Origin of the sequence: Azospirillum isscasi (assembly GCF_030849505.1) — a bacterium.
GTDB classification, from domain to species: domain Bacteria; phylum Pseudomonadota; class Alphaproteobacteria; order Azospirillales; family Azospirillaceae; genus Azospirillum; species Azospirillum isscasi.
Window position 1 is genome coordinate 1 of record NZ_JAUJFI010000093.1, and the last position, 23,182, is coordinate 23,182.

Annotated in this window: 21 protein-coding genes and 1 tRNA gene; 12 read left to right on the top strand and 10 right to left on the bottom strand. The window is 68.4% G+C overall.

Going from position 1 to position 23,182, the window contains the following annotated elements; all coding sequences use genetic code 11:
• Positions 1 to 41: 41 nt before the first annotated feature.
• The 4 genes from QSG27_RS17840 to QSG27_RS17855 form a co-directional block, all read right to left on the bottom strand.
• A complete protein-coding gene (locus QSG27_RS17840) occupies positions 42 to 866 on the bottom strand; it encodes a tyrosine-type recombinase/integrase (protein ID WP_306708448.1) in 825 nt (274 codons plus the stop codon).
• A 111-nt stretch (positions 867 to 977) separates the two neighbouring features.
• Positions 978 to 2,540 (bottom strand): glutamine-hydrolyzing GMP synthase, encoded by a 1,563-nt coding sequence (guaA, locus tag QSG27_RS17845; protein WP_306708450.1) that lies wholly within the window; start codon positions 2,538 to 2,540, stop codon positions 978 to 980.
• Between the two features lie 35 nt (positions 2,541 to 2,575).
• Positions 2,576 to 3,133 (bottom strand): GNAT family N-acetyltransferase, encoded by a 558-nt coding sequence (locus QSG27_RS17850; protein ID WP_306708452.1) that lies wholly within the window; start codon positions 3,131 to 3,133, stop codon positions 2,576 to 2,578.
• A gap of 152 nt (positions 3,134 to 3,285) precedes the next feature.
• Positions 3,286 to 4,272 carry a purine-nucleoside phosphorylase gene (locus tag QSG27_RS17855; RefSeq protein WP_306708454.1) on the bottom strand — a complete coding sequence of 329 codons (987 nt, stop codon included), beginning with the start codon at positions 4,270 to 4,272 and terminating at the stop codon, positions 3,286 to 3,288.
• 620 nt (positions 4,273 to 4,892) lie between these two features.
• Between QSG27_RS17855 and QSG27_RS17860 the strand changes: the two genes are divergently transcribed.
• Complete coding sequence (locus tag QSG27_RS17860) at positions 4,893 to 5,888, top strand: hypothetical protein (protein ID WP_306708456.1); 996 nt, start codon at positions 4,893 to 4,895, stop codon at positions 5,886 to 5,888.
• Between the two features lie 34 nt (positions 5,889 to 5,922).
• On the opposite strand, the gene QSG27_RS17865 is transcribed toward QSG27_RS17860, so the two are convergent.
• Positions 5,923 to 7,305 carry an RsmB/NOP family class I SAM-dependent RNA methyltransferase gene (locus QSG27_RS17865; RefSeq protein WP_306708458.1) on the bottom strand — a complete coding sequence of 461 codons (1,383 nt, stop codon included), beginning with the start codon at positions 7,303 to 7,305 and terminating at the stop codon, positions 5,923 to 5,925.
• A 324-nt stretch (positions 7,306 to 7,629) separates the two neighbouring features.
• On the opposite strand from QSG27_RS17865, the gene mltA reads away from it, so the two are divergent.
• The 3 genes from mltA to QSG27_RS17880 all read left to right on the top strand — a co-directional run bounded on the left by mltA (position 7,630) and on the right by QSG27_RS17880 (position 12,215).
• Positions 7,630 to 8,772, top strand: a complete 1,143-nt coding sequence (gene mltA, locus QSG27_RS17870; protein WP_306708460.1) for a murein transglycosylase A — start codon at positions 7,630 to 7,632, stop codon at positions 8,770 to 8,772.
• A gap of 13 nt (positions 8,773 to 8,785) precedes the next feature.
• Positions 8,786 to 9,304 carry a GNAT family N-acetyltransferase gene (locus QSG27_RS17875; RefSeq protein WP_306708462.1) on the top strand — a complete coding sequence of 173 codons (519 nt, stop codon included), beginning with the start codon at positions 8,786 to 8,788 and terminating at the stop codon, positions 9,302 to 9,304.
• A 358-nt stretch (positions 9,305 to 9,662) separates the two neighbouring features.
• Positions 9,663 to 12,215 carry a PAS domain S-box protein gene (locus QSG27_RS17880; protein ID WP_306708464.1) on the top strand — a complete coding sequence of 851 codons (2,553 nt, stop codon included), beginning with the start codon at positions 9,663 to 9,665 and terminating at the stop codon, positions 12,213 to 12,215.
• Positions 12,216 to 12,243: 28 nt separating this feature from the next.
• Here the strand turns inward: QSG27_RS17880 and QSG27_RS17885 are convergent, their stop codons facing one another.
• Positions 12,244 to 12,492 carry a DUF1272 domain-containing protein gene (locus QSG27_RS17885; RefSeq protein WP_306708466.1) on the bottom strand — a complete coding sequence of 83 codons (249 nt, stop codon included), beginning with the start codon at positions 12,490 to 12,492 and terminating at the stop codon, positions 12,244 to 12,246.
• 156 nt (positions 12,493 to 12,648) lie between these two features.
• On the opposite strand from QSG27_RS17885, the gene QSG27_RS17890 reads away from it, so the two are divergent.
• A complete protein-coding gene (locus QSG27_RS17890) occupies positions 12,649 to 13,410 on the top strand; it encodes a TrmH family RNA methyltransferase (RefSeq protein ID WP_306708468.1) in 762 nt (253 codons plus the stop codon).
• 70 nt (positions 13,411 to 13,480) lie between these two features.
• Here the strand turns inward: QSG27_RS17890 and guaB are convergent, their stop codons facing one another.
• The 3 genes from guaB to QSG27_RS17905 form a co-directional block, all read right to left on the bottom strand.
• Positions 13,481 to 14,959 carry an IMP dehydrogenase gene (gene guaB, locus QSG27_RS17895; protein WP_306708470.1) on the bottom strand — a complete coding sequence of 493 codons (1,479 nt, stop codon included), beginning with the start codon at positions 14,957 to 14,959 and terminating at the stop codon, positions 13,481 to 13,483.
• A gap of 165 nt (positions 14,960 to 15,124) precedes the next feature.
• Entirely contained in the window at positions 15,125 to 15,835 is a 711-nt protein-coding gene (locus QSG27_RS17900; RefSeq protein ID WP_306708472.1) for an RlmE family RNA methyltransferase, read from the bottom strand.
• Between the two features lie 14 nt (positions 15,836 to 15,849).
• Positions 15,850 to 16,878 (bottom strand): Ppx/GppA phosphatase family protein, encoded by a 1,029-nt coding sequence (locus QSG27_RS17905; RefSeq protein ID WP_306708474.1) that lies wholly within the window; start codon positions 16,876 to 16,878, stop codon positions 15,850 to 15,852.
• Between the two features lie 200 nt (positions 16,879 to 17,078).
• Between QSG27_RS17905 and QSG27_RS17910 the strand changes: the two genes are divergently transcribed.
• From QSG27_RS17910 to QSG27_RS17935, 6 genes are all read left to right on the top strand, one after another.
• Positions 17,079 to 17,152 (top strand) — tRNA-Gln (locus tag QSG27_RS17910).
• A gap of 265 nt (positions 17,153 to 17,417) precedes the next feature.
• A complete protein-coding gene (locus tag QSG27_RS17915) occupies positions 17,418 to 17,843 on the top strand; it encodes a metalloregulator ArsR/SmtB family transcription factor (RefSeq protein ID WP_326522687.1) in 426 nt (141 codons plus the stop codon).
• Positions 17,844 to 17,920: 77 nt separating this feature from the next.
• Entirely contained in the window at positions 17,921 to 18,433 is a 513-nt protein-coding gene (locus QSG27_RS17920) for an arsenate reductase ArsC (protein WP_306708476.1), read from the top strand.
• Positions 18,430 to 18,891 carry an arsenic resistance N-acetyltransferase ArsN2 gene (gene arsN2 / locus QSG27_RS17925; protein WP_306708478.1) on the top strand — a complete coding sequence of 154 codons (462 nt, stop codon included), beginning with the start codon at positions 18,430 to 18,432 and terminating at the stop codon, positions 18,889 to 18,891. Before QSG27_RS17920 ends, arsN2 begins: the two co-directional genes overlap by 4 nt.
• A gap of 59 nt (positions 18,892 to 18,950) precedes the next feature.
• Positions 18,951 to 19,982 carry an ACR3 family arsenite efflux transporter gene (gene arsB / locus QSG27_RS17930; protein ID WP_306708488.1) on the top strand — a complete coding sequence of 344 codons (1,032 nt, stop codon included), beginning with the start codon at positions 18,951 to 18,953 and terminating at the stop codon, positions 19,980 to 19,982.
• A gap of 89 nt (positions 19,983 to 20,071) precedes the next feature.
• Positions 20,072 to 20,716 (top strand): DedA family protein, encoded by a 645-nt coding sequence (locus QSG27_RS17935; protein ID WP_306708480.1) that lies wholly within the window; start codon positions 20,072 to 20,074, stop codon positions 20,714 to 20,716.
• A 21-nt stretch (positions 20,717 to 20,737) separates the two neighbouring features.
• Here QSG27_RS17935 and QSG27_RS17940 read toward each other — a convergent pair whose 3' ends face one another.
• Positions 20,738 to 21,637 (bottom strand): LysR family transcriptional regulator, encoded by a 900-nt coding sequence (locus tag QSG27_RS17940; protein WP_306708482.1) that lies wholly within the window; start codon positions 21,635 to 21,637, stop codon positions 20,738 to 20,740.
• Between the two features lie 328 nt (positions 21,638 to 21,965).
• Between QSG27_RS17940 and QSG27_RS17945 the strand changes: the two genes are divergently transcribed.
• Positions 21,966 to 23,182: aconitase family protein (locus tag QSG27_RS17945; protein WP_306708484.1), on the top strand; the 1,217-nt coding region annotated here is incomplete at its 3' end.

Genomic DNA, 23,182 nt, shown 5'->3' on the forward strand with positions numbered 1-23,182 from the left:
CCGCCTCGGCGAACTCCTGCCGTGGAACTGGACGCCAGCCGTCAACACCTGATCCGGTGCGATCGCGCCCCGCTTACGTCATTCCCAAGGGGGCGGTATAGAAACACCCGCTCCTCCCGTTCCGGCTTGCTGGCGTGCAAGCGCTGGAACATCTCCTCCACACGCTTGGTCAGAGGCACTGAGCGGGGCTTACCCGACTTGGTGTCCATGAACTTGACCAACGGGCGAGGGTGCCGCTTCATATCGACGTTCGCCCAAGTGAGCGTCGTAGCCTCTGATAACCGTGCACCGGTATCGATGAGAAAGGTACACAGGTCGCGCAGATGAACTGGGCAATGGATGAGAAGCCGATCCTCCTCATCATCAGTCAACCACCGATACCGCTCGTTGTTTAGCTTCAGCAGCCTGAAGGAAGGCAGGACCGCCAACGCACCCCACTCCGTATGCGCTTTGCGCAGGATCGCTTTGATGATAGCGAGATACCGATTCACCGTTGCAGGCGCCTTACCGGCGCTGAGCAGCTTATCTCGGTATTCCACGATGACGGGCGCGGTAAGGGCGCTGATATGGGTTGCCGCCCCTAGCTCCAACTTTAGAGCATTCAGAACATAGAGATCGCGCTTCGCCGCACTCTTGTTACCGCGTGGCTTCACCACCGTCTCGAAGTAGCGGTCTATGGCATCTTCCCACGCCAACTCGGGGATTTTGCCCAAGAGTGCAGTGGCGCGAAGTTCCTCACGCCACTTGCGCTCCATTTCCTCGGCCTTGCGCTTCGAGGTGGACTCGCTGGAACGCCGGTAGCGCTCCCCTTTGTACTGGAACTCAATCCACCAGAACTCGGACCCATCCCGCTTGAAGACGGTCATACAGGCGCCTCCGCTGTGAGAGAGTCCCCACAGAACTCCCCACAGCGGGTTTGCCCTAGCCTTATCTAAGCAGCAACAGTACCGAGTTACCGCACGCCTAAGCCCTTGATATCACTCCCACTCGATCGTGCCGGGCGGCTTCGAGGTGATGTCGTAGACCACGCGGTTGACGCCGCGCACCTCGTTGACGATGCGGTTGGACACGCGGGCCAGGAAGTCGTGCGGGAAGTGGTACCAGTCGGCGGTCATGCCGTCGGTGGAGGTCACCGCGCGCAGGGCCAGCACATGGTCGTAGGTCCGCCCATCGCCCATCACGCCCACGGTGCGCACCGGCAGCAACACCGCGAAAGCCTGCCAGATCGCGTCGTAGAGGCCGGCGTTGCGGATTTCCTCCAGATAGACCGTGTCGGCCTTGCGCAGGATGTCCAGCTTCTCCGGGGTGATCTCGCCCGGAACGCGGATGGCGAGGCCGGGGCCGGGGAAGGGATGGCGCCCGATGAAGGCCGCCGGCAGGCCCAGCTCACGCCCGAGCGCCCGCACCTCGTCCTTGAACAGCTCGCGCAGCGGCTCCACCAGCTTCAGCTTCATACGCTCCGGCAGGCCGCCGACGTTGTGGTGCGACTTGATGGTGACCGAGGGGCCGCCGGTGAAGGACACGCTTTCGATCACGTCGGGGTACAGCGTGCCCTGGGCCAGGAACTCCGCCCCGCCGACCTTGGCGCTCTCCTCGTCGAACACCTCGATGAACAGGCCGCCGATGATCTTGCGCTTCTGCTCCGGGTCGGTGACGCCGGCCAGCTTGCCCAGGAACAGGTCGGACGCGCTCCGGTGGACCAGCGGGATGTTGTAGTGGTCGCGGAACAGCGTCACCACCTCCTCCGCCTCGCCGGCGCGCATCAGGCCGGTGTCCACGAAGATGCAGGTGAGCTGGTCGCCGATGGCCTCGTGGATCAGCACGGCGGCCACGGAGGAATCGACGCCGCCCGACAGGCCGCAGATCACCTTGCCGCTGCCGACCTGTGCGCGGATCTTCTCGATGGCCTGCTGCTTGAAGGCGGCCATGGTCCAGTCGCCCTTCAGCCCGGCAACGCGGTGCACGAAGTTCGCCAGGAGCTGCGCGCCGTGCGGCGTGTGCACGACCTCGGGATGGAACTGCACGCCGTAGAACTGGCGGGCGTCGTCGGCGATGGCGGCGAAGGGTGCGCCGTCGCTGACCGCCACCGCCTGGAAGCCCTCCGGCAGAGTGGTAACGCGGTCGCCGTGGCTCATCCACACCTGCTCGCGCGAGCCAACGTCCCACAGGCCGTCGAACAGGGCGCAGGTCTGCTTCACCTCGATGAAGGCGCGCCCGAACTCGCGGTGGTCGGAGCCCGACACGGCGCCGCCGAGCTGGTGGCACATGGTCTGCTGGCCGTAGCAGATCCCCAGCACCGGCACGCCCAGGGTGAAAACGGCCTCCGGCGCACGCGGCCCGTTCTCCTCGGTGACGGAGGCCGGGCTGCCCGACAGGATGATCGCCTTCGGCGCGTAGGCGCGAATCCGCTCCTCGCTCATGCTGAACGGGTGGATTTCGCAATAGACGCCGGCTTCACGGACGCGGCGGGCGATGAGCTGGGTCACCTGCGACCCGAAATCGAGGATGAGAACGCGCTCGGCGGACATGGCGGCGGACATGGACGACAACCTGATGCGGGGGGACAAGCCCCTGACTACCGCATTTCTGGCCCCGTGGACAAGCGTGCAAGCGGGGCGAGGTCGCGCCAGCCGTAGGCGATCTCCACCAGTTCCGCCCCGGCGAAGCGGATGGGCCGCTCCGCCACGCGCACGCCGCCCAGCCGCTCGTAGAACCAGCGCGCCGGATTGTCGCGCAGGCACCAGACCACGGCAGCACGCTTGCCGCCCTCCTGGAGCCGTTCGGCCATGGTCGCCATCAGGCGGCGCCCCAGCCCCTGCCCCTGCGCCTCGTCCAGCAGGTAGAGGGCGTAGAATTCCCCCTCGTACCCTTCCACGGGAATGCGGCGCCCGCCGTAGGTGGCGAAGCCCACCACCGAGCCCGCCCCGTCCACCACGACCAGCGCCCCCTGTCCCGGCCCGTGCGCCTGCACGGCGTTGTGCCAGCGCATGGCCGCCGCGGCTTCGGACAGATTGACGAGATAGGCGTCGGGAACCAGCCCCGGATAGGTGGATTGCCACGTGGCGACATGGACCTTGGCGATGCCCACCGCGTCCGACGGGCGCGCGTCGCGAATCACCAGCCCTTCATCCATGGGACACCTCCGGACCCGTTGCCACCCCAATGGAAACTGGGAGTCGGGCCGGAGCATGTCCAGTCAGCCGAAAGAGCCGGGGCAACGGTGAAGATCCCCGGCACCGCCGGCCTTTGGAGGAAGCCGGCGGCGTCCGAATTGCAGCGTTCGGGCTATTGGGCCGGAAGGGCCGGAACGCCGCCCTGCCACCGGTCCCAGTGGGCGACGATGTGGTCGGTCACGCGCGCGCCGACCAGCGCCACGTTCTCCACCGTTTCGGCGAAGCCGCCGGCGGTCTCGCCCGGCTTCGGGTCGAGATGCTCCAGGGTGGTCTCGTTGGGGTTGCCCTGGTCGAAGTTGACGGCACCGCGCAGGCTCATCACCCGGTCGGAGCCCAGGGTGCGCTTGATGACCAGCGTGATCGCCGCGGCCTCCATCTCGGTGATGACGTAATCGTCGGCGCCGTAGAGCTTGGCGATGTACTGCGCCTGGGCGGACATGCCGGGGCCGTGGAAGAAGGTGTCGCCGGTCATGTGCGTGCCGGTGCCGACGAAGGGCGCCCGCCGGGCGGCTTCCTGCGGGTAGCGCTGGCGGTAGGCGCGGGCGCTGTCGGAATCCTTCAGCGGCGTGTCGCCGGTCAGCTTCATGGCCCAGGAGACCAGCGCTGGGTTCAACGGGAACAGGCGGACGGATTCGTAGCCCTTGCGCGGCATGAAGGTGGGCTCGCCCGGCTTGCCCTCCTCCGGCGCCCAGCGGTGGCCCAGATCGTAGTCCACCAGCCATGTCGCCCAGTTGACTTCGGCGATGGTACCGCGCGACGGCGGCGTGCCGGCCACGCCGGAGATGATGAAATAGGCCTGCGACAGGTCGAGTTGCGGGTTCAGCAGGATGGCCTGCATCGACGCGGAGGAGCTGACCTTGCCCATGCCGAGCACGGCCCCGCAAACGCCGTCGGCGTTGCAGTAGACGGGATTCAGCGCGCCCTTCACGGCGATCGGCTCGCTGGACTGCCAATAACGCTCGTACCAGTTCTGGAACTCGCCGGCCCGGTCGCCGGTGTTCTTGCCGATCTCGAACATGGCACCGACGAACACCTTGACCTTGACCGGCTCAGCCGCTTCGGCGGAGGCGCCCAACCCGAGCAGAAAAAGGGCGGACAAGGCGGCACTCCGCCAGCGGGACGTGATCCACATCATTGCGCTCCAACATGCGGGAAAAGGTCGCACCCTAACCGCAAAGCCGGCGGCATGACCTGCACGGAATCAGCAGGCCCGTCCGTGTGCCCCCGCATGAGTGGCGGCGCCCATCCTTTCACGGACTGACGCACATCCGCCGTCTTTTCGGTCCACCGCCAATTTCCTCACCGATCTGTCCACCTCCGACCTTCAAAAAAACCTCCAAGTTTTCATTTTCCAGTGACTGCCACTATCGGAGCAACAACAAACGGCAGGCCATCCAGATACTTTTCCTTCATCAACATTGCAATGAACCATGCAAACACGAGTCATTTCAAAAACTGACAGAGCATCACTATAAACATGAAATATACTTAGCTGTCTAAGTATTATTAATTTTAATTTAATTGTTTTCGGTATCCATGGATGAATCTGAAAAAGATTAGACGTAACGATCGGGAGGTGGACCAATGGCCAGCAGTGCGATCAGCTCTTCTCTTTCCTTGTCCGCCACCGGATACTGGAAGCCCGTGCAGTCCGGAAGCGTTTCCTCCGGGCTTCAATCCTCAAGCGCGGCGAGCAGCGGGAAGACGGACGCCGTGTCCGTGAGCAAGCTCGGGCAGGCGTTGGAAGGCGCTGCTGCCGACGTCTTCAAGCAACTCGACCCCAAGGCCCGCGGCATGCTGGAAGGTCTCGTCAATTCCGGCAAGATCAGCGCCGAAGACGCGGTGACGGGGCTGAAATCGCTCGCGACCAAGGCGACCTTCAACCGCTACGTTGCGGAACGCCCCCGCGACGAGGAAGACAAGCAGCGGCTGGCCGACTCGGAAGCGGCATGGCAAAAGCTGCAGGCTTACGGCAGCCGCATGTCCGGCGCCCTGTCCGAGGCCGGGCGGAAGACCCAGGAGATTCAGGAGGCCCAGCAGCGCGGCGAAATCTCGATGGATGAGATGACCGAACGCATGAAGCCGGTCCACGACGCCTTCAAGAGCGAGATCGCATCGACCCGGGCCGCCTATGGAGCGCCGACCGATCAGACCGCCATCCTCAGCGACGCCAGCGGGTTCACGAAAAACATGCAGGGTTTCAAATCCGCCCTGGCATCCACGGGTTCGGGCAACGGGTTCGCGGACCTGTACGCACCGGAAGGCGAGGCCGCCGAACAGAAGCTCCAGGACCTCGGCTTCGACCGGACCGTTTTCGGCAACGCGTTCCAAAAATTCGCGGAGACCGTGGACATTCCCGGCACCGGGAGCAAGTCCGACGCCCCGAAGGCCGGCAACGCCACCCCGGCACCGGCGCCTGCCGCCGAAAGTCAGGCCACCGCGGAGACGCCGGACGCCGCGAGCCCTCCGCCACAGGAAGCCACGGGCAAGCCGGCCTCAGCCGATCCCGGAAACGCGCAGGCCGCACTGTCGATGCTGCAATCGGCGCTCGCGTCGGGCGCCTCGAAAGGCGGGGCCGGCATCCTGGGCGCGGTTGCCGGAAACACCGGCGATGTCCGGGACACGGTGACCAGCGGCTTGCTGGAAGCCCTGAAAGCGGGAGCCGGGAAACCGCAGACCGGCGATGCGCAGGCCGACGGCACACCGCCCGCCTGACGCATCCCGTCCTGGGGAGACTGCCCCGCCGCCGTCACGCTTCGGAGGCTGCCGGACCGGCCTCTTCCATCCGGTCCGCGTCCGCCGCTTCCCCCGCTTCCGCCGGATCTTCCTCCGCCTTGCGCACCATCACGGCGGCGAAGAAGCCGTCGGTGTCGTGGCGGGCCGGGGTCAGGCGCAGGTACGGCCCCTCGGCGGGCGGGGTGCCGGCCCCCTCCTCCGCCCAGATCTCGGCGACCGGCAGAACGCTGAAGTCGGGGTGGGTCTCCAGGAAGGCGGCCACCTGCTTCTCGTTCTCCTCCGGCAGCAGGGAGCAGGTGGCGTAGATCAGCCGCCCGCCGGGCTTCACCAGACGGGCCGCGCTGTCCAGGATGTTCGCCTGGAGCGGCACCAGTTCCCCCAGGCCCGGGCCGAGCTGGCGCCAGCGGCTGTCGGGGTTGCGCCGCCAGGTGCCGGTGCCGCTGCACGGCGCGTCCACCAGCACGCGGTCGAACTTGCGCTTGTGCCGCTTCACCCAGGGGTCGCGCTCGCTGGACAGCGGGTGCGCCTCGATGTTGTGCAGGCCGGCGCGGCGGAACCGCTCGGCGGCGCGCTTCAGGCGCCCGGCCAGCACGTCGCAGGCGACGACGCGGCCCTTGTTCTTCATCAGCGCGGCGATGGCCAGCGTCTTGCCGCCGGCCCCGGCGCAGAAATCGACCACCTGCTGGCCCGGCTTCGGCGCCACCGCGATCGCCACGAGCTGCGAGCCCTCGTCCTGGATCTCCACCAGACCGTCCTTGAAGGCGTCCACCGTGCCCAGCGGCGGGCGGCCCTGCACGCGCAGGCCCAGCGGCGACCATTGCGTCGGCTCCGCGGTGATGCGGGCGCGGGCCAGCGCCTTGATCGCGCTCTCGCGGTTGGCCTTCACCGGGTTGATGCGCAGGTCGAGCGGGGCGGCGTCCAGCAGGGTCCGCATCTCCACCGCGAAGCGGTCGCCCATGGCGGCGCGCATCGGCTCCTCCGCCCAGGGCGGGCATTCCACCAGCACGCTTTCCGGCATCTGGGGATGCTCCAGCGTGTGGGTGTCCAGCTCGTTGGCGAGCTTCGCCTCCTCCGGCGCCAGCGGGGCCGGGGCGAACTTGGTGGAGCCGAACAGCGCCTTCACCGTCGCGGCGGCCTTGCCGTCGGACAGGATCTCGTTGGCAAGGGCGCGGGCGCGCGGGGTCGGCGGGTGGCCCAGCCGCTCCAGCCACCAGCACAGGCGCGCGTGCCGCCGCAGGATCGCGTAGGCCGTCTGCGCCACCGCGGTGCGGTCCTTGGAGCCGATGTAGCGGCGGGCGCGGAAATAGGCGCTCATCACCGCGTCGGCGGGGCGCGGGGTTTCGTCGATCTCGGTCAGCAGCTCGATGACCGCCTGAAGGCGGGCGGCGGGGGTCATGGGATGGTCCTCGGATAGATTCCCTGCTCGATAACCCGAGCGGGGGGTGGTTGTCATCCCCCGCGCACGCGCGGCAGCCTCCCGAGTCGTTGCTGGGGGTTTCGGCCGGGGGTTTCGGCCGGGGGTTTCGGCCCTGTGACAAGACGCCCACCCGAAACCGTCCGCACGAAGAGCGGTTGACCGAAAACCCGCAAAGAGGCAAAAAAGGGGTAGTGGTCCTTGCCTCAGCCCTCTTGGCTGCGGCAAGTCCAGCCTTCCCTCGTCTTTGGCGTCTTCTTGAAATCTGGTGCGGGGTCCGCGATGGCGGCTGCGGTCGGCAGTGTCATGGCGCGTGCGATGGCGCGCGTCTCCACTCTTCTTGCGTTTGGCCTGCTGGCGGGCTGTGCGGGCGACGCGGCGACCGGAAGCGGACCGGGGGGCAACGTCACGGCGGCGTCCTGGAAGCCGGGGCTGGAGAAGGTCTCCGCGGATTTCCGCGGCCTGCCGGGCTGGATCGACGACGACCACGCGCAGGCCCTGCCCGCCTTGCAGCGCACCTGCCGCTGGGTGGCGGCGCAGCCCGCCGGGAAACCGCTCGGCCCCAACCCCGCCGCCGGCACCACCTCGGACTGGCGCCCCATCTGCGAGGCGCTGCGCGGGCTGCCCAACGCCGAACCCGAAACGGCCCGCCGCTTCTTCGAGGACCACTTCGTCCCCGTCGCCCTGTCGGAGGGACAGGAGGGGCTGTTCACCGGCTATTACGAGGTCGAGCTGCGCGGAAGTTGGACCCGGACCGAGCGCTACACCGTCCCGATCTACAAGGCGCCGAAGCGGACCAAGCGCGGCCTGCCCAGCCGCGCCCGCATCACCGACGGCGCGCTGAAGGGCAAGGGGCTGGAAATCCTGTGGGTGGACGACCCCATCGACGCCTTCTTCCTGGAAATCCAGGGGTCGGGACGGGTGCGGATGACCGACGGGTCGGTGGTGGCGCTGGGCTACGCCGGGCAGAACGGCCACCGCTACGTTCCCATCGGGCGGCACCTGATCGACATCGGCTACGCCACGCCGGAGCAGGTGACCATGCCGCTGATCCGCCGCTGGTTGACCGAGCATCCCGCCGACGCCCGGCGCGTGATGAACATGAACCCGTCCTACGTCTTCTTCCAGCTCCGCCCCGACATCGGCGCGCGGGGTGCCCGCAACATGGAGCTGACGGCGGGGCGCAGCCTCGCCGTGGACCCCGGCCACATCCCGCTGGGCGTGCCGCTGTGGCTGGACGTCCGCGAGGCTCCCGTGCCGCAGGGCGAGATCAAGCGCCTCGTCGTCGCCCAGGACACCGGCGGCGCCATCAAGGGGCCGGTCCGCGGCGATCTGTTCTGGGGCCACGGCGCGGAAGCCGCCGAGGGGGCCGGCGTCATGAAGGCGCGGGGCCGCTACACGATGCTGGCGCCGCGCACCACCTCCTTCACGCTGGCCCAACGCCGCTGAGTCCAGACCGCCGATGCTGGTCCGATTGCCCGAGTTGCCCGACCGCGAGGCCGCCCTCGCCGCGCTGGAGGAGATCTTCTTCCTGTCCACGCTGCGCAAGACCTTCGCCTCGGCGGAGGAGCGCGCGGCCTTCTTCCGGACCTGGACCGGCTGGTACGTGGAGCGGGCGCCCGACGACCTGTGGTTCGCGCTGGACGGCGACGGCGCGATCATCGGCTATCTGACCGGCTGCAAGGACAGCGCCGGGGCGGTGGACCTCGCCCACGTCATCCCGAAATACGAACTCTTCGCCGACCGCTTCGCGGCTTTTCCCGCCCACCTGCACGTCAACGTCCGGCCCGGATTCCGGGACCGCGGGGTTGGGCGGCGTCTGGTGGACCGCTTCGCGGAGGATTGCCGCGCCGACGGCCTGCCCGGCCTGCATCTGGTGACCGGGGTGTTCGCGCGGAACGTCGCCTTCTACCAGCGCGCCGGCTTCACCGCGGCGATCCAGCGGGGGCCGCTGCTGTTCCTGGGCCGGCATCTGCGCTGAGCGTTTCGCAATAAAAAGTTGCCGACGCGCAACATCGTGCGCAAGAGACCGCAAGTTCATAACCCCATCAATCGTCACATACGGAAAATTTCCGACAAAAATCCTTCTGCCATTGTTACTCCAAGCACCTTTGTTTGTTTCTTTCTGAGAAACCGCGAGCACCTCAGTGCTCGCCCTTCTTGCATGGGCAAAATGACCATGCAACATTCATCAAAGAGTTTGGAGCACGACAACCTAGAACATCAACGTCGCACATGGGTCGAGATCTTCCGAACGTCATAGAACAGGCAAGGGTCGTCCTTGCGTCGCATCGCACATCGGGAAACCGCCCACCTCCGGGACAGAATCGAGTGGCAGCATGACGGAGCTTCCCAACGGCACTTCCCGCGCCTCGAACGCACCGTCCACCAAACCGCCGGCCACCAAACCGCCGGCCACCAACCCGCCGGCCACCAACCCGCCGGCCACCAACCCGCCGGCCGAGCCTGCGGAAACCCAAGAAAACGGCTTGCGGTTCCCGCTGTTTGTGGCCCTGAGCTACGCAATCGTCTCGTCCGCCTGGATCGCGGCCTCGGATCGGGCGGTGGACCTGGTGTTCGCCACGAACGTCTCGACCATCCAGACCTACAAAGGCTGGGCGTTCATCGCTCTCACCGCGGTGCTTCTGTTCATCGTCCTGTGGCGTGAAGGCCGTCGCCGGTTTTCGGTGGAAACGGCGCTGCGCGACCGCGAGACGGTCCTTCAACGCGAACGCAGCCTCTTCGAGGCGGTGCTTCGGCAAGCCCCCATCGGCATTTCGATCTGCGGCGCTCCGGATGGCAAGCCGATCATCCTCAACGACCAAGCCGTTGCGATCACCCAGGTGTCGCTTACGGACGAGGAGGCGTCCCGCTACGAAGGCTATGGCGCCCGGCACGCCGACGGTTCCCCCTACACCATGGAAGAGTACCCGACCGTCCGCGCCCTGCGCGAAGGCAGGGCGATCGACTGGGAGCCGATGATCTACCATCGCCCGGACGGCCGCACGCTGGAGCTGGACATCAGCAGCGCACCCGTACGGGATGGCGACGGCCACATCGTGGCGTCGGTCACCATTTTTGTGGACAACACGGACACAAAGGCCGCCAAACGCGCACTGGCCGAGCGCGAGGACATGCTGCGCACCACCACGGAGGCCCTGCCGGGCGCATTGTTCGTGGCCGATCCGGATGGCCGGAACATATACTCCAACCAGAGCTTCCAGACCTACACGGGCCTTTCGGCCAACCAGTTGTCGGGCGATGGCTGGATGCAGGCGGTCCATCCGGAAGACCGCCAGGCCGCGCTGGCCGGGTGGGAGTCCGCGGTCGGGCGCGGCGTCCGCTATCAGTCCGAATGCCGCCTGCGCCGTCTTGACGGAACCTACCGCTGGCACCTGATCCTGGCCGTGCGGGAGACGCGGACCGGGCGCTGGATCGGCACCGGCACGGACGTCCACGCCATCAAGGAAGCGGAACTGGCGCTGGCGCAAAGCGAGGAGCGGTTGCGCCGGGCCATAGAGGACGCGCCCTTCCCCGTGATGGTCCATGCCGAGGACGGCGAGGTGGTGCTGATCAGCCAGGCCTGGCTGGACGCCACGGGGTACACCGCCGCCGAATTGTCGACCATCAGCGACTGGCTGGAACGCGCCTATGGCGAACGCCGCGGCGCCGTGCGCACGAACATCCAGCGCCTTCACCAGCTCGACCGCCCGATCAAGGAAGGCGAATACGACATCCGGACCGCCGACGGGCGCGGGCTCACCTGGGCGTTCCGGTCGTCGCCCATCGGTTGCGATTCCAAGGGGCGGCGGCTGGTGGTCAGCATGGCCGCCGACATGACCGACCGCAAGGAAGCCGAAAGCCGTCTGCGTCTGCTGATGCGCGAGGTGGACCACCGGGCCAAGAATGCGCTGGCGGTCGTGCAGTCCATCGTCCTGCTCAGCCGCACGGAGGACCCGAAGGAGTTCGCGAACGCGGTGGAGGGGCGGGTCACCGCCATGGCACGCGCACATTCCCTGCTGGCGGCCAACCGTTGGTCGGGTGCCGACCTTGCCACCCTGGCGCAGGAGGAACTGTCCGCCTTCACACAGGACCGGAGCTTCACCGTCGTTGGCCCGCCCGTGACCATCGCGGCGGAAGCGGTCCAGTCCTTCTCGATGGTCCTGCACGAACTGGTGACCAACGCCGCCAAATACGGCGCGCTGTCGGTGGCCAACGGGAGCGTCGCCGTGTCCTGGCGGGTGGACAAGACGGCCGGCCTGTTGCGCGTGGAGTGGACGGAGAGCGGCGGCCCGACGGTGACTCCGCCGACCCGCCAAGGCTTCGGATCGATTCTGCTGGAACGGACCATCCTCGGCCAGATGCATGGCGAGCTGGTTCTGGAGTGGTTGCCCGAAGGGCTGCGCTGCCGCATCGCCCTGCCCCGCGACTGTTTCGTGGTGAGCGGTGTTTTCCCCACCCCCAAACCGGCCTTCGAGCCCGCCAACGACCAAAAGGCGGCCGCCCCCGGCGCCCGCGTCCTGGTGGTGGAGGACGAAGCCCTGACGGCCATGGGCCTGCAGCAGGTGCTGGAAGACGCGGGCTACCGGGTCATCGGCCCGGTCGCGCATGTCCAGGACGCCATCGACCTGGCCCGCGGGTCGCCGCCGGACCTGGCGGTGCTGGACGTCAACCTGTTCGGCCAACCGTCCTTTCCCGTGGCGGAACTGCTGGACGACATGGGCGTGCCGTTCCTGTTCTGCACGGGCTACGGCAGCCTGAACACACCCAACGACCGGCTGCGGCAGGCACCCGTCCTGGCCAAGCCGGTGCGTCCGGACCGTTTGCTCCGCACGATCGGCGCCCTGCTCCTGTCCCGCAACCGGCCGGCCACGGGCGTGGTGCCGTCGTGACGCCGGGGCCGGACCTTCCGTCCGCGCGTCAGAAGGCCGGCGGGCAGCCGCCGGCCTTGAGCACCCGTTCCGTGGAGGCCGGGTTGTTGGCGAGCTTCTCCAACGGGCGGATGGGCCGCCGCACCAGCTCGCCCCCGCAGTTCGGGCAGCGCCCCTTCAGCACGCGGTCCCGGCAGTCGCCGCAGAAGGTGCATTCGAAGGAGCAGATGTAGGCATCGCCGGAGTCCGGGGGCAGGTCCCGGTCGCAGCATTCGCAGTTGGGCCGCAGCGCAAGCATGATCGGTGATCGCCTTTCCCGTTGTTGCCCCATCATAGCAGCGGCGCGCCGGCGGGAGAACGGGGTGGCGGCGCCGGTTCGGCCTTCCCAACGCGGCGCCCCGCGCCTTAAGGTCCGCGGCAGTCAACGACGACCGCTCTGGAAAGCCCGCTCCGCATGACCCGCCCGCCGCGCCTGATCGAAAGCCCGCAGAATCCGCAGTTCAAGCTGTGGGAATCGCTGCTGGAGAGCCGCGGCCTGAAGAAGCAGGGCAAGTTCCTGCTGGCCGGGCTGAAGACGGTGCCGGAGGCTCTGGCCCGCTGGCCCGACCGCTTCTCCACCCTGCTGCTCACCGATCCGGCGCAGGCGGAGGGCTGGCGCCTGCCGGCGGGGCTGGAGACCGTCCAGTTGGCCCCCGCCCTGTTCCACGCTCTGGACGCTTCGGGAACCGGCTTTCCGCTTCTGGTCGGCACGGTGCCGGAAACGCCGCGGATCGACCTGTCCCAGCCGCCGCAGGGGCTGGAGCTGGTCTGCGCGCTGGGCGATCCGAACAACCTCGGCGCCCTGCTGCGCAGCGCCGCGGCCTTCGGCGCCCGGCGGGTGATCCTGCTGGACGGTGCGGCCCACCCTTACCACCCGAAATGCCTGCGCGCCGCCTCCAACGCGCAGTTCGAGTTGACCCTGCTGCGCGGCGGGCGATGGGAGGACGTGCACCGGGCCGCCGGCCCGCTGGTCGCCCTGGACGCCGGCGGGGCGGACATGGCCGCCTTCCGCTGGCCGCGCGACGTCCGGCTGGTCCTGGGCGAGGAAGGCCAGGGCGTGCCCACGAGCCTGCCGGCGCAGCGCCTGTCCATCCCGACCACCGGCGCCGTGGAATCGCTGAACGCCACGGTCGCGGCGAGCGTGGCACTGTTCAGCCACTTCACCGCCCGCCCCTGACGCGCGGGCACGAAAAAGGCGAGGGGAACACCCCCTCGCCTCTTCAAGCCCCGCCCCAACGGACGCCCGATCAGCCCTGGCGGTAGTTCGGGGACTCGTTGGTGATGGTGATGTCATGGACGTGGCTTTCGCGCAGGCCCGCGTTGGTGATGCGGACGAATTCGCACTTCGTCTGCATCTCGGCGATGGACTGGCTGCCGGTGTAGCCCATGGCCGCGCGCAGGCCGCCGACAAGCTGGTGGATGACCGCCGACACCGGCCCCTTGTAGGGCACGCGGCCTTCCACACCTTCCGGCACCAGCTTCATGGTGGAGACTTCCTGCTGGAAGTAGCGGTCCGCCGAGCCGCGGGCCATGGCACCCACCGAGCCCATGCCGCGATAGCTCTTGTACGAACGGCCCTGGTACAGGATGACCTCGCCGGGGCTCTCGTCGGTGCCGGCGAACAGGCTGCCCAGCATCGCCACGCTGGCGCCCGCCGCGATGGCCTTGGCGAGATCGCCCGAGAACTTGATGCCGCCGTCGGCGATCACCGGGATGCCCAGCTTCTCGCAGGTCTCCACCACGTCCATGATGGCGGTGAGCTGCGGCACGCCGACGCCCGCGATGATGCGGGTGGTGCAGATGGAGCCGGGGCCGATGCCGACCTTCACGGCGTCGGCGCCGGCATCGACCAGCGCCCTGGCGGCCTCGCCGGTCGCCACGTTGCCGGCGATCACCTGGGTATAGTTGGACATGTTGCGGGCCGCGCGCACCTGATCCAGCACCTTCAGCGAATGGCCGTGCGCGGTGTCCACCACCAGCACGTCCACGCCCGCGTCGAACAGGGCCTCCGCACGGCGCAGCCCGTCCGAGCCGGTGCCGGTGGCGGCAGCGACGCGCAGGCGGCCCTGGGCGTCCTTGCAGGCGTTCGGATAGGCCTGGGCCTTCTCGATGTCCTTCACCGTGACGAGGCCGATGCAGCGGTGATCCTCGTCCACCACCAGCAGCTTCTCGATGCGGTGCTGGTGCAGCAGGCGCTTGGCCTCGCTCTGGCTGACGCCCTCGCGCACCGACACCACGTCCTTGGTCATCAGTTCGCTGACCGGCTGGTTCGGGTTGGTGGCGAAGCGCACGTCGCGGTTGGTCAGGATGCCGACCAGCTTGCCGCTGCCGCGGGCGTCGCGGCCTTCCACCACCGGAATGCCGGAGATGCGGTAGTCGGCCATGAGTTGGAGCGCGTCGGCCAGCGTCTGGCCCGGCGTGATGGTGATCGGGTTGACGACCATGCCGGACTCGTACCGCTTGACCTTGCGGACCTCTTCGGCCTGCTGCTCGACGGTCAGGTTGCGGTGGACGACGCCGATGCCGCCGGCCTGGGCCATGGCGATGGCGAGGCTGCTTTCGGTCACCGTGTCCATCGCGGAGGACATCAGCGGGATGCCCAGTTCGATGGTCTTGGTCAGGCGCGTCCGGGTGTCCACCTCGTTCGGCAGAACCGAACTTTCGGCCGGAACCAAGAGGACGTCGTCGAAGGTCAGGGCTTCGCGGATCGTGGACGAGCGGGCCATCGGCGGTCTCCCGGGAGATAAAAAAGGGGCCGGAAAAAAATTTGGCGCACTATACACAAGACCGTGGGCTTGTGAAGGCGCCTGCACCACAAACTGTCGTGTGCCGGGCTTCATCCGCGCAGGCCAGCCATGACCTGCGCGAACGGACCGCAGCCTGGGGTCGAACTAGTCGTTCACGTTCGCCCCACGGAAACCGGTGGCGACCACATAGGTTTCGGAGGATTCGGCGCGGCTGGCCGGCGGCTTGGCGTGACGCACCGTGGCGAAGTCGCGCTTCAGCCGCTCCAGCAGCGACTTCTCCGCCCCGCCCTGGAACAGCTTGGCCACGAACGCCCCGCCGGGGGCCAGCACCTCCTCCGCGAAATCATAGGCGGCCTCGGCCAGCGCCATGATGCGCAGGTGGTCGGTCGCCTGATGCCCGATGGTCGGGGCCGCCATGTCGCTGAGCACCAAGTCGGCGGAACCGCCCAGCGCCTCCTTCAGGCGCTCCGCGGCACCCTCCTCCAGGAAGTCGGCCTGCATGGTGGTGGCGCCGGGCACCGGGTCCATGGGCAGGATGTCCAGCCCGACGACCTTCCAGCCTTCGCGCCCGCTCTGCACCTTGTCCACCGCCACCTGGGTCCAGCCGCCGGGGGCGGCGCCGAGGTCCACCACCCGCTTGCCCGGTCCCAGCAGATGGAACTTCTCGTCCAGTTGCAGCAGCTTGAAGGCCGCGCGGGAGCGGAAGCCGCGCTTCGTCGCCTCGTGCACGTAGGGGTCGTTCAGGTGCCGCTCCAGCCAGCGGGCCGACGAGGTGGAGCGCTTCGCCGCGGACTTCACGCGGACGGTGGCGCGGCGCCCACCCGGCTTCGAGGAGGACGGAGGCTTTCCAACCATGGTCTCACATTTCCTTAATAGATTTGCCGCGCCGACCCGATCAGCTCCACGAGGATGCCCTCGCGCAGGCCGCGGTCGGCGATGCGAAGGCGCTCCACCGGCCAACAGTCGCACAGCGCGTCCAGCACCGCGCATCCGGCGATCACCAGATCCGCGCGGTCCTGTCCGATGCAGGGATGCCGTGCCCGCCCGTGGAAGTCCAGCGCGACGAGCCGTTCGATGACCGCGCGGGCGTGGTCGATGCGCAGAAAGCTGCCGTCCACCGCCCGCCGGTCGTAACGGCAGAGGCCGAGATGCACCCCGGCGAGCGTCGTCACCGTGCCGGACGTGCCCAGCATCTGCACCTGCCCGTCCAGCACGCGCTGCCGGATGCCGTTGCGCACCTCGAAGGAGGCGATGGCCGACGCCACCTCCTCCACCATGCGGCGGTACATGGGGCCGTCGGCGTCCGCCCCGCCGAACTGCTCGGTCAGGCCGATGACGCCGCAGCGGATCGAGGTCTGGTCGAGGATGCGCGGCGCCCGCCCCCGCTCCACCGCCAGCCACATCAGCTCCGTCGAGCCGCCGCCGATGTCGAACACCACCGCGTAGGGCACGTTCGGGTCGAGCAGCGAGGCGCAGCCGGCGAGCGCGAGGCGTCCTTCCTCCTGGCTGGAGATGATTTCGATGGCGATGCCGGTTTCCCGCTCCACCGCGTCGATGAACTCGTTGCAGTTCCGGGCGCGGCGGCAGGCTTCCGTCGCCACGGCGCGGGCGGCGGTGACGCCGCGCCGTTCGATCTTGGCGCCGCAGATCTTCAGGGCGGCGAGGGTGCGTTCCATCGCCGAGTCGGACAGCCGGTCGTTCCGGGTCAGCCCTTCGCCCAGCCGGACGATTCGCGAAAAGGCGTCGATGACGCGGAAACCGCCGGGAATCGGGCGGGCGATCAGCAGCCGGCAATTGTTGGTGCCGAGGTCGAGGGCCGCGAAGACCGGGCGCGCAGGGGCCGACGAACGCAACCGTCCGGTGTCGTTCTGCCGTTCGCTGTGCACCTGAAGGTCCACGTATCCTCCTCGCCATGCTTAAGGGAGTCATACTAACCCGGTTTCACGTCCGGGCGAAACCCTACGAATGGCGATGAATTGTGTCCGCACGCCCACACCAAGGTACCGGACGCGAAAAAAGGTCTATACAAGCCCTGCCCGCTTTGCTAAAAGGGCGGCCCACGACGGAACGCGGCGCAGCTTCGCTTCCGGCGACGGTCTGGGGGATCGTCTAGCGGTAGGACAGCGGACTCTGACTCCGCCAGCCTAGGTTCGAATCCTAGTCCCCCAACCAACTTCCTGAATTCTTGTATATTTTCGCTGACGATCTGGGTGGCGGGGACTGGTCCCTTTGCCGTCCCATATTCGTTTGCCCATGTTCGTTTTGAACTTGCGGTCATGCAGCGTGCGCACCGGCGGGCGGGCGCATTTCACTTCCGGCGCCGGAGCCATGTCATTTCGATAACTGTCGAAACGATATTGACGGAACAACGGCTGCCCGATACTTTGATGTTATTGGAAGCATCGAATCAATCCGCCGCGAACGCGATCGGCACTGAATGTTCTCGTCCGCACACACCAAGGGCACCGTCATGGAGAAGAAGGCCGTCCTGTCGGCGCTGTCCGCGCTCTCTCAGGAAACCCGCCTGGACATCTTCCGCCTGCTGGTTCAGGCCGGTCCGGAAGGACGCGCGGCGGGCGCCATTTCCGAGACCCTCGGCGTCAGCCCGGCCACGCTCTCCTTTCATCTGACGCAGCTCACCCACGCCGGGCTGATCGCCCAGCGGCGCGAAGGCCGTTCGCTGATCTACTCGACCGACTTCGACCGGATGAACGGTCTGGTCGGCTTCCTGGTCGAGAACTGCTGCGGCCGTTCGGCCAACCCCGCCGCCCGCGCGCCCATCTGCGCGCCGGCACCGGAGCCCGCCAACGGGCCCGCGGAGGCGGGCGATGGAACCACACCGCTTCCGCGCTGCGGCTGCTGACACGATTCCCTGCGGGGGCATCGGAGCGGCCCACGCGCACGGCCAAACACATCATGGCCGAACATATGGAGAGAGGAATGGCCGAGGACCGGATCTACAACGTCCTGTTCCTGTGCACGCACAACAGCGCGCGCAGCGTCATGGCGGAATGCATCCTGAACCGCCGGGGCGAGGGCCGATTCCGCGGATTCAGCGCGGGCAGCCAGCCGTCCGGGCACATCAACCCATACGTTCGCGACCTGCTGGAGCGGCTCGGATTCCCCACCGCCGATCTGCGCTCGAAGACCTGGGACGGGTTCGCCAAGCCGGACGCGCCCCGCATGGACTTCGTGTTCACCGTCTGCGACAACGCCGCGGGCGAGGTCTGCCCGGTGTGGCCCGGCCATCCCGCCACCGCCCATTGGGGATTTCCCGACCCTTCCAGTGCCCAGGGAAGCGATGCCGAAAGGGCGGCCTTCACCGCCGACGTGTTCCGCCAGATCGAGCGCCGCCTCCAGGCGTTCATGAGCCTGCCCATCGCCTCGCTCGACCGGCTGACCCTCAAGCGGACGCTGGACGAGATGGGCCGCGGAACCGGTGGTGGGGCATGACGCGCACCGTCACCCCCCTGACCGATGGGGACCTGCCGCCCCTGGCCGGCCTGCTGGCGGCGAACGGCCTTCCGACCGGCGATCTGACCATGCCGGGACGGCGCTTCTGGCGCGTGGAGGACGAGGACGGGCTGCTCGGTTACGGTGGGCTGGAGGTCCACGGACCGGACGGCTTGCTGCGCTCCGTCGTCGTGCCGCCGGACCGGCGCGGCAGCGGCGCCGGGCGGGCCGTGACCGCCGCGGTGAGCGAAGAGGCCCGCGGGCTGGGCGTCGAACGGCTCTGGCTGCTGACGACGACCGCCGCCGATGTCTTCGAGCGGCTGGGATTTCAACGCACGGATCGGGCTTCCGCCCCACCCGGCATCGCCGCCAGCGCCCAGTTCGCGGGCCTGTGCCCGGGCAGCGCCGTCTGCATGCGCCGCGACCTCATCGCTTCCAAGGAACCGGCACCGGTTTGATCGAAGGACCGAACGAGATGACGACCGACGTCCACGCTGCCCCGGAGGCCCGTCCGGGCATGGGCACCTTCGAACGCTATCTGAGCGTCTGGGTGGCGCTGTGCATCGTGGCGGGCATCGCCCTCGGCCACCTGATGCCGGGCCTGTTCCAGGCGATCGCCGCCGCCGATGTGGCCAAGGTCAACCTGCCGGTGGCGGTGCTCATCTGGCTGATGATCGTGCCGATGCTGCTGAAGATCGATTTCGGCGCCCTGCATCAGGTGACGAAGCACTGGCGCGGCATCGGCGTCACCCTGTTCATCAACTGGGCGGTCAAGCCGTTCTCGATGGCGCTTCTGGGCTGGTTGTTCGTCGCCACGCTGTTCCGCGGGCTGCTGCCCGCCGACCAGATCGACAGCTACATCGCCGGGCTGATCCTGCTGGCGGCGGCGCCCTGCACCGCCATGGTGTTCGTGTGGTCCAACCTGTGCGGCGGCGAGCCGCACTACACGCTCAGCCAGGTGGCGCTGAACGACCTCATCATGGTCTTCGCCTTCGCCCCTCTGGTCGGCCTGCTGCTCGGCGTCGCCTCGATCACGGTGCCGTGGGACACCCTGCTGCTCTCGGTCGTGCTCTACATCGCCATCCCGGTGGTTGCCGCCCAGCTCTGGCGCCGCCGCCTGCTGGCCTCCGGCGGCGAGGCGGCGCTGAAGCGGAGCCTGGACGCGATCCAGCCGGTTTCGCTGGCGGCGCTGCTGACCACGCTGGTTCTGCTGTTCGGGTTCCAGGGCGAACGGATTCTGGCGCAGCCGCTGGTCATCCTGCTGCTGGCCGTTCCCATCCTGGCCCAGGTCTACCTCAACGCCGGGCTGGCCTACTGGCTGTCGCGCCGCTTCGGGGTGGCCTGGTGCGTGGCCGCCCCGGCGGCGCTGATCGGCGCCAGCAACTTCTTCGAACTCGCCGTCGCCGCGGCCATCAGCCTGTTCGGCCTGGGGTCGGGGGCCGCGCTGGCCACCGTGGTCGGCGTGCTGGTCGAGGTGCCGGTGATGCTGTCGATCGTGCGCATCGTCAAGGCGACCAAACCCTGGTACGAGAGGCCCCGCGGGACCTGATGCCGCCCGTGCGATTGTCCGCCGATCCGCAAGATGCTGCCGATCTGTGGCAATGTCGACGTCACGAGGCTGATTCACGAGGCGCTTGAATGAACGATGCGACACGGAGCGTGCTGGCCGACGGCATGGCGCGCTGGGGTGCCTTCATCGAGGCGAACGCATCCTGGGCGGAAGCGATCTTTTTCCTGTGCGCCTTCGCGGAATCCCTGGCGTTCGTCGGGTTCGCGGTGCCGGGCCTGGTGCTGATCGCCACGGGCGGAGCGCTGGTCGCCTCCGGCGCCCTCGGCTTCTGGCAGGTCTACGCCGCCATCGCCCTGGGTGCCGTGCTGGGTGACGCCGCGTCCTATTGGCTCGGCCGGGTGTTCGGCGATCATGTCCCGCGTGTCTGGCCCTTTCGCCGGCGACCGGAGCTTCTGGAACGGGGCAGCCGCTTCTTCCTGCGCCATGGCGGCAAGAGCGTCTTTCTCGCCCGCTTCCTCGGGCCGCTGCGGCCGGTCGTGCCGATCACCGCCGGGATGATGGCGATGCCTCACCACACCTTCCAGACCGCCAACCTGCTGTCCGCGGTCATCTGGGTGCCCCTGATGATGATGCCCGGCTTCGTCATGGCGAAGGGGGTCGGCATCGATGAACTCCTCACCGGTGCCACGGCGATGCCGGCGGCGCCCCGGAAGGGGGGCGACACGCCCTGCGTGCCGGCTCCGCCGATATCCGGCGAACCGCCCCGGTGCTGAGCCTCCCTGCCCCCGGGATGGTCAGACGGGGGCTTCGACCGCAGCCGTCAGATGCTGGACGAGCTGGCGGGCGCTGACGGGCAGCGCGGCGAATTCCCGCATGCACAGGAACAGGCGCCGCGCCGCCCAGGGCTCGTCGAGCGGCACGGCGCGGATGCGGCCCGAGGCGAGCTGGTGCTCGATCGCCAGGACGGGCAATATGCCGATGCCGAGGTTGGCCTCGATCATCCGGCACATCCCGTCGAAGCTGCGGACCTGGATCCGCAGCTTGATGGAACTTCCGGTCTCCATGCAGGCCCGCATGATCACGGCCAGCAGCGAGCTGTCGGGATGCGGGCCGACGAAGTCGTGGTCCAGCGCCTCCGTCAGCCGGATCGACGGGCGGTCGGCCAGGGCATGCCCATCGGGGACGACCAGCACCAGCCGGTCGACGTGATAGGGCAGCCGCTCCAGCCCTTCCGCCGGGGTGTTCTCGGTGATGATGCCGATGTCGGCGGTGCGCTCCGCCACCGCCCGGACGATGGCCGGGCCGACATGCTCCTCCAGATCGATCTTGACCAGCGGGTAGCGCTCCAGGAAGCCGTTCAGCTCGTGGGGCAGGAACTCCGAAATCGCGGACGCGATGGCGTGCATCCGCACATGCCCCTTCACTCCCGCCGTGAAATCGCTCAGCTCCCCTTCCATCCGGGCGAGGGTTTGGAGCACCTGGCGGGAATAATGCAGGAAGGTCCGGCCCGCCGGTGTCAGGGAGACGCCGCGGGCGTGACGGTGCAGCAGCGCGACGCCGGCCCCGGCCTCCAGATCGGCGATCCTCTTGCTCGCCGCCGAGAGCACGATGTTCTCGCGCTCCGCCGCACGGGTGATGTTCAGCTCTTCCCCGATGGCGACGAAGAGTTTGAAGCTGGTCAGATCGACGCGCATGACCCCTCCCCTCCGGTTTGAGCGCCACTGTCGCACGCCGCGCCAGCCTTCGGACACAGCCGATTCATGGGGCGCCCGCGGCCCAAGACTTCGCGGATGACGAAGGCTTGGTTGGCGAACCACCAATTGTCCGTGGACCACGCATTTTTTAAGGTCGGGGCAACGACGCCGCCCCGAGCGGCAAGACCACAATCCCGCATCGTGACAGGCCCCGTTCGGGCATCGACGGCACGCGCTCCACGCGCGCCGGCAGCCGCCCTGCGCGCCATGGTCCCCGACGACCGCCGCGATGCGCCGCGACGAGCGCGCCTGATCCGAAGGACCCTCCATGACCGAGCCTTTCAGCTCTTCCTTGCTTGGCACCCTGTCCGGTCCGTTCGGCACGCTGCGGCATGTGGACCTGCGCGCCGCTGCCGGCGCCGCCCTGGAGCGGATGCCCTGGTGCCACCGCGTGCTGCTGGAGAACGTGCTGCGCCAGCCCGACGCCGCGCTCGCCGGGGCGGGCCGGGACGCGCTGCTGGGCTGGCTGGACAGCGGGCGCAGCGCGGCGGAGATCCCCTTCGCTCCGGGCCGGATCCTGATGCACGACACCACCTGCGGCCCGGCGCTGGTGGACATCGCCGCCATGCGCGACGCCCTGGCCGAGGCCGGCGGCGACCCGGCGCGGCTCAACCCGGCCTGCCCGGTGGCGACCTCCACCGACCATTCGGTGGCGGTGGACGTCTCGGCCCGGCCGGGCGCGCTCGGCCACAACATGACCCGCGAGATGGAGCGCAACGCCGAGCGCTACCGCTTCATGAAGTGGGCGGCGAACAGCGTGCGCGGTTTCCGCGTCTTCCCGCCGGGCACCGGCATCATGCACACCATCAACATGGAGCGCCTCGCCACGGTGGTGGCGGTGGAGGAGCGCGGCGGCGCGCGCTGGGCGGTGCCCGACACGCTGGTCGGCACGGACAGCCACACGCCGATGATCAACAGCCTGGGCGTGCTCGGCTGGGGCGTTGGCGGCATCGAGGCGGAGGCCGTCATGTTCGGCGTGCCGCTGGCCCTGCGGGTGCCCGAGGTGATCGGCGTGCGCCTCGACGGGCGGCTGCCGGAAGGCTGCCTCGCCACCGACCTCGCGCTGGTGGTGACGGAGCGGCTGCGCAGGCTCGGCGTTGCCGGCGAGTTCGTCGAGTTCTTCGGACCCGGCGTCGCGTCCCTGTCGGTCGGGGAGCGTTCGGTCCTCGCCAACATGGCCCCGGAATACGGCGCCAGCACCGGCTTCTTCCCCATCGACGAACGCACGCTGGCCTATCTGCGCGACACCGGGCGCAACCCGGCGCAGCGTGCCCTGGTCGCCGCCTACGCCCAGGCCATCGGCCTGTGGCACGAGCCCGACGCCACGCCGCGCTACACCGAGACGGTCACCGTCGATCTGCCGTCGCTGCGCCCGACGCTGGCCGGTCCGCGGCGTCCGCACGACCGGCTGGCGCCGGAGCAGGTGCCGTCCGTCATCGCGCCGCTCTTCGCCGGCCCCGCCCCGCCGGCGGAAGGCGACGCCGT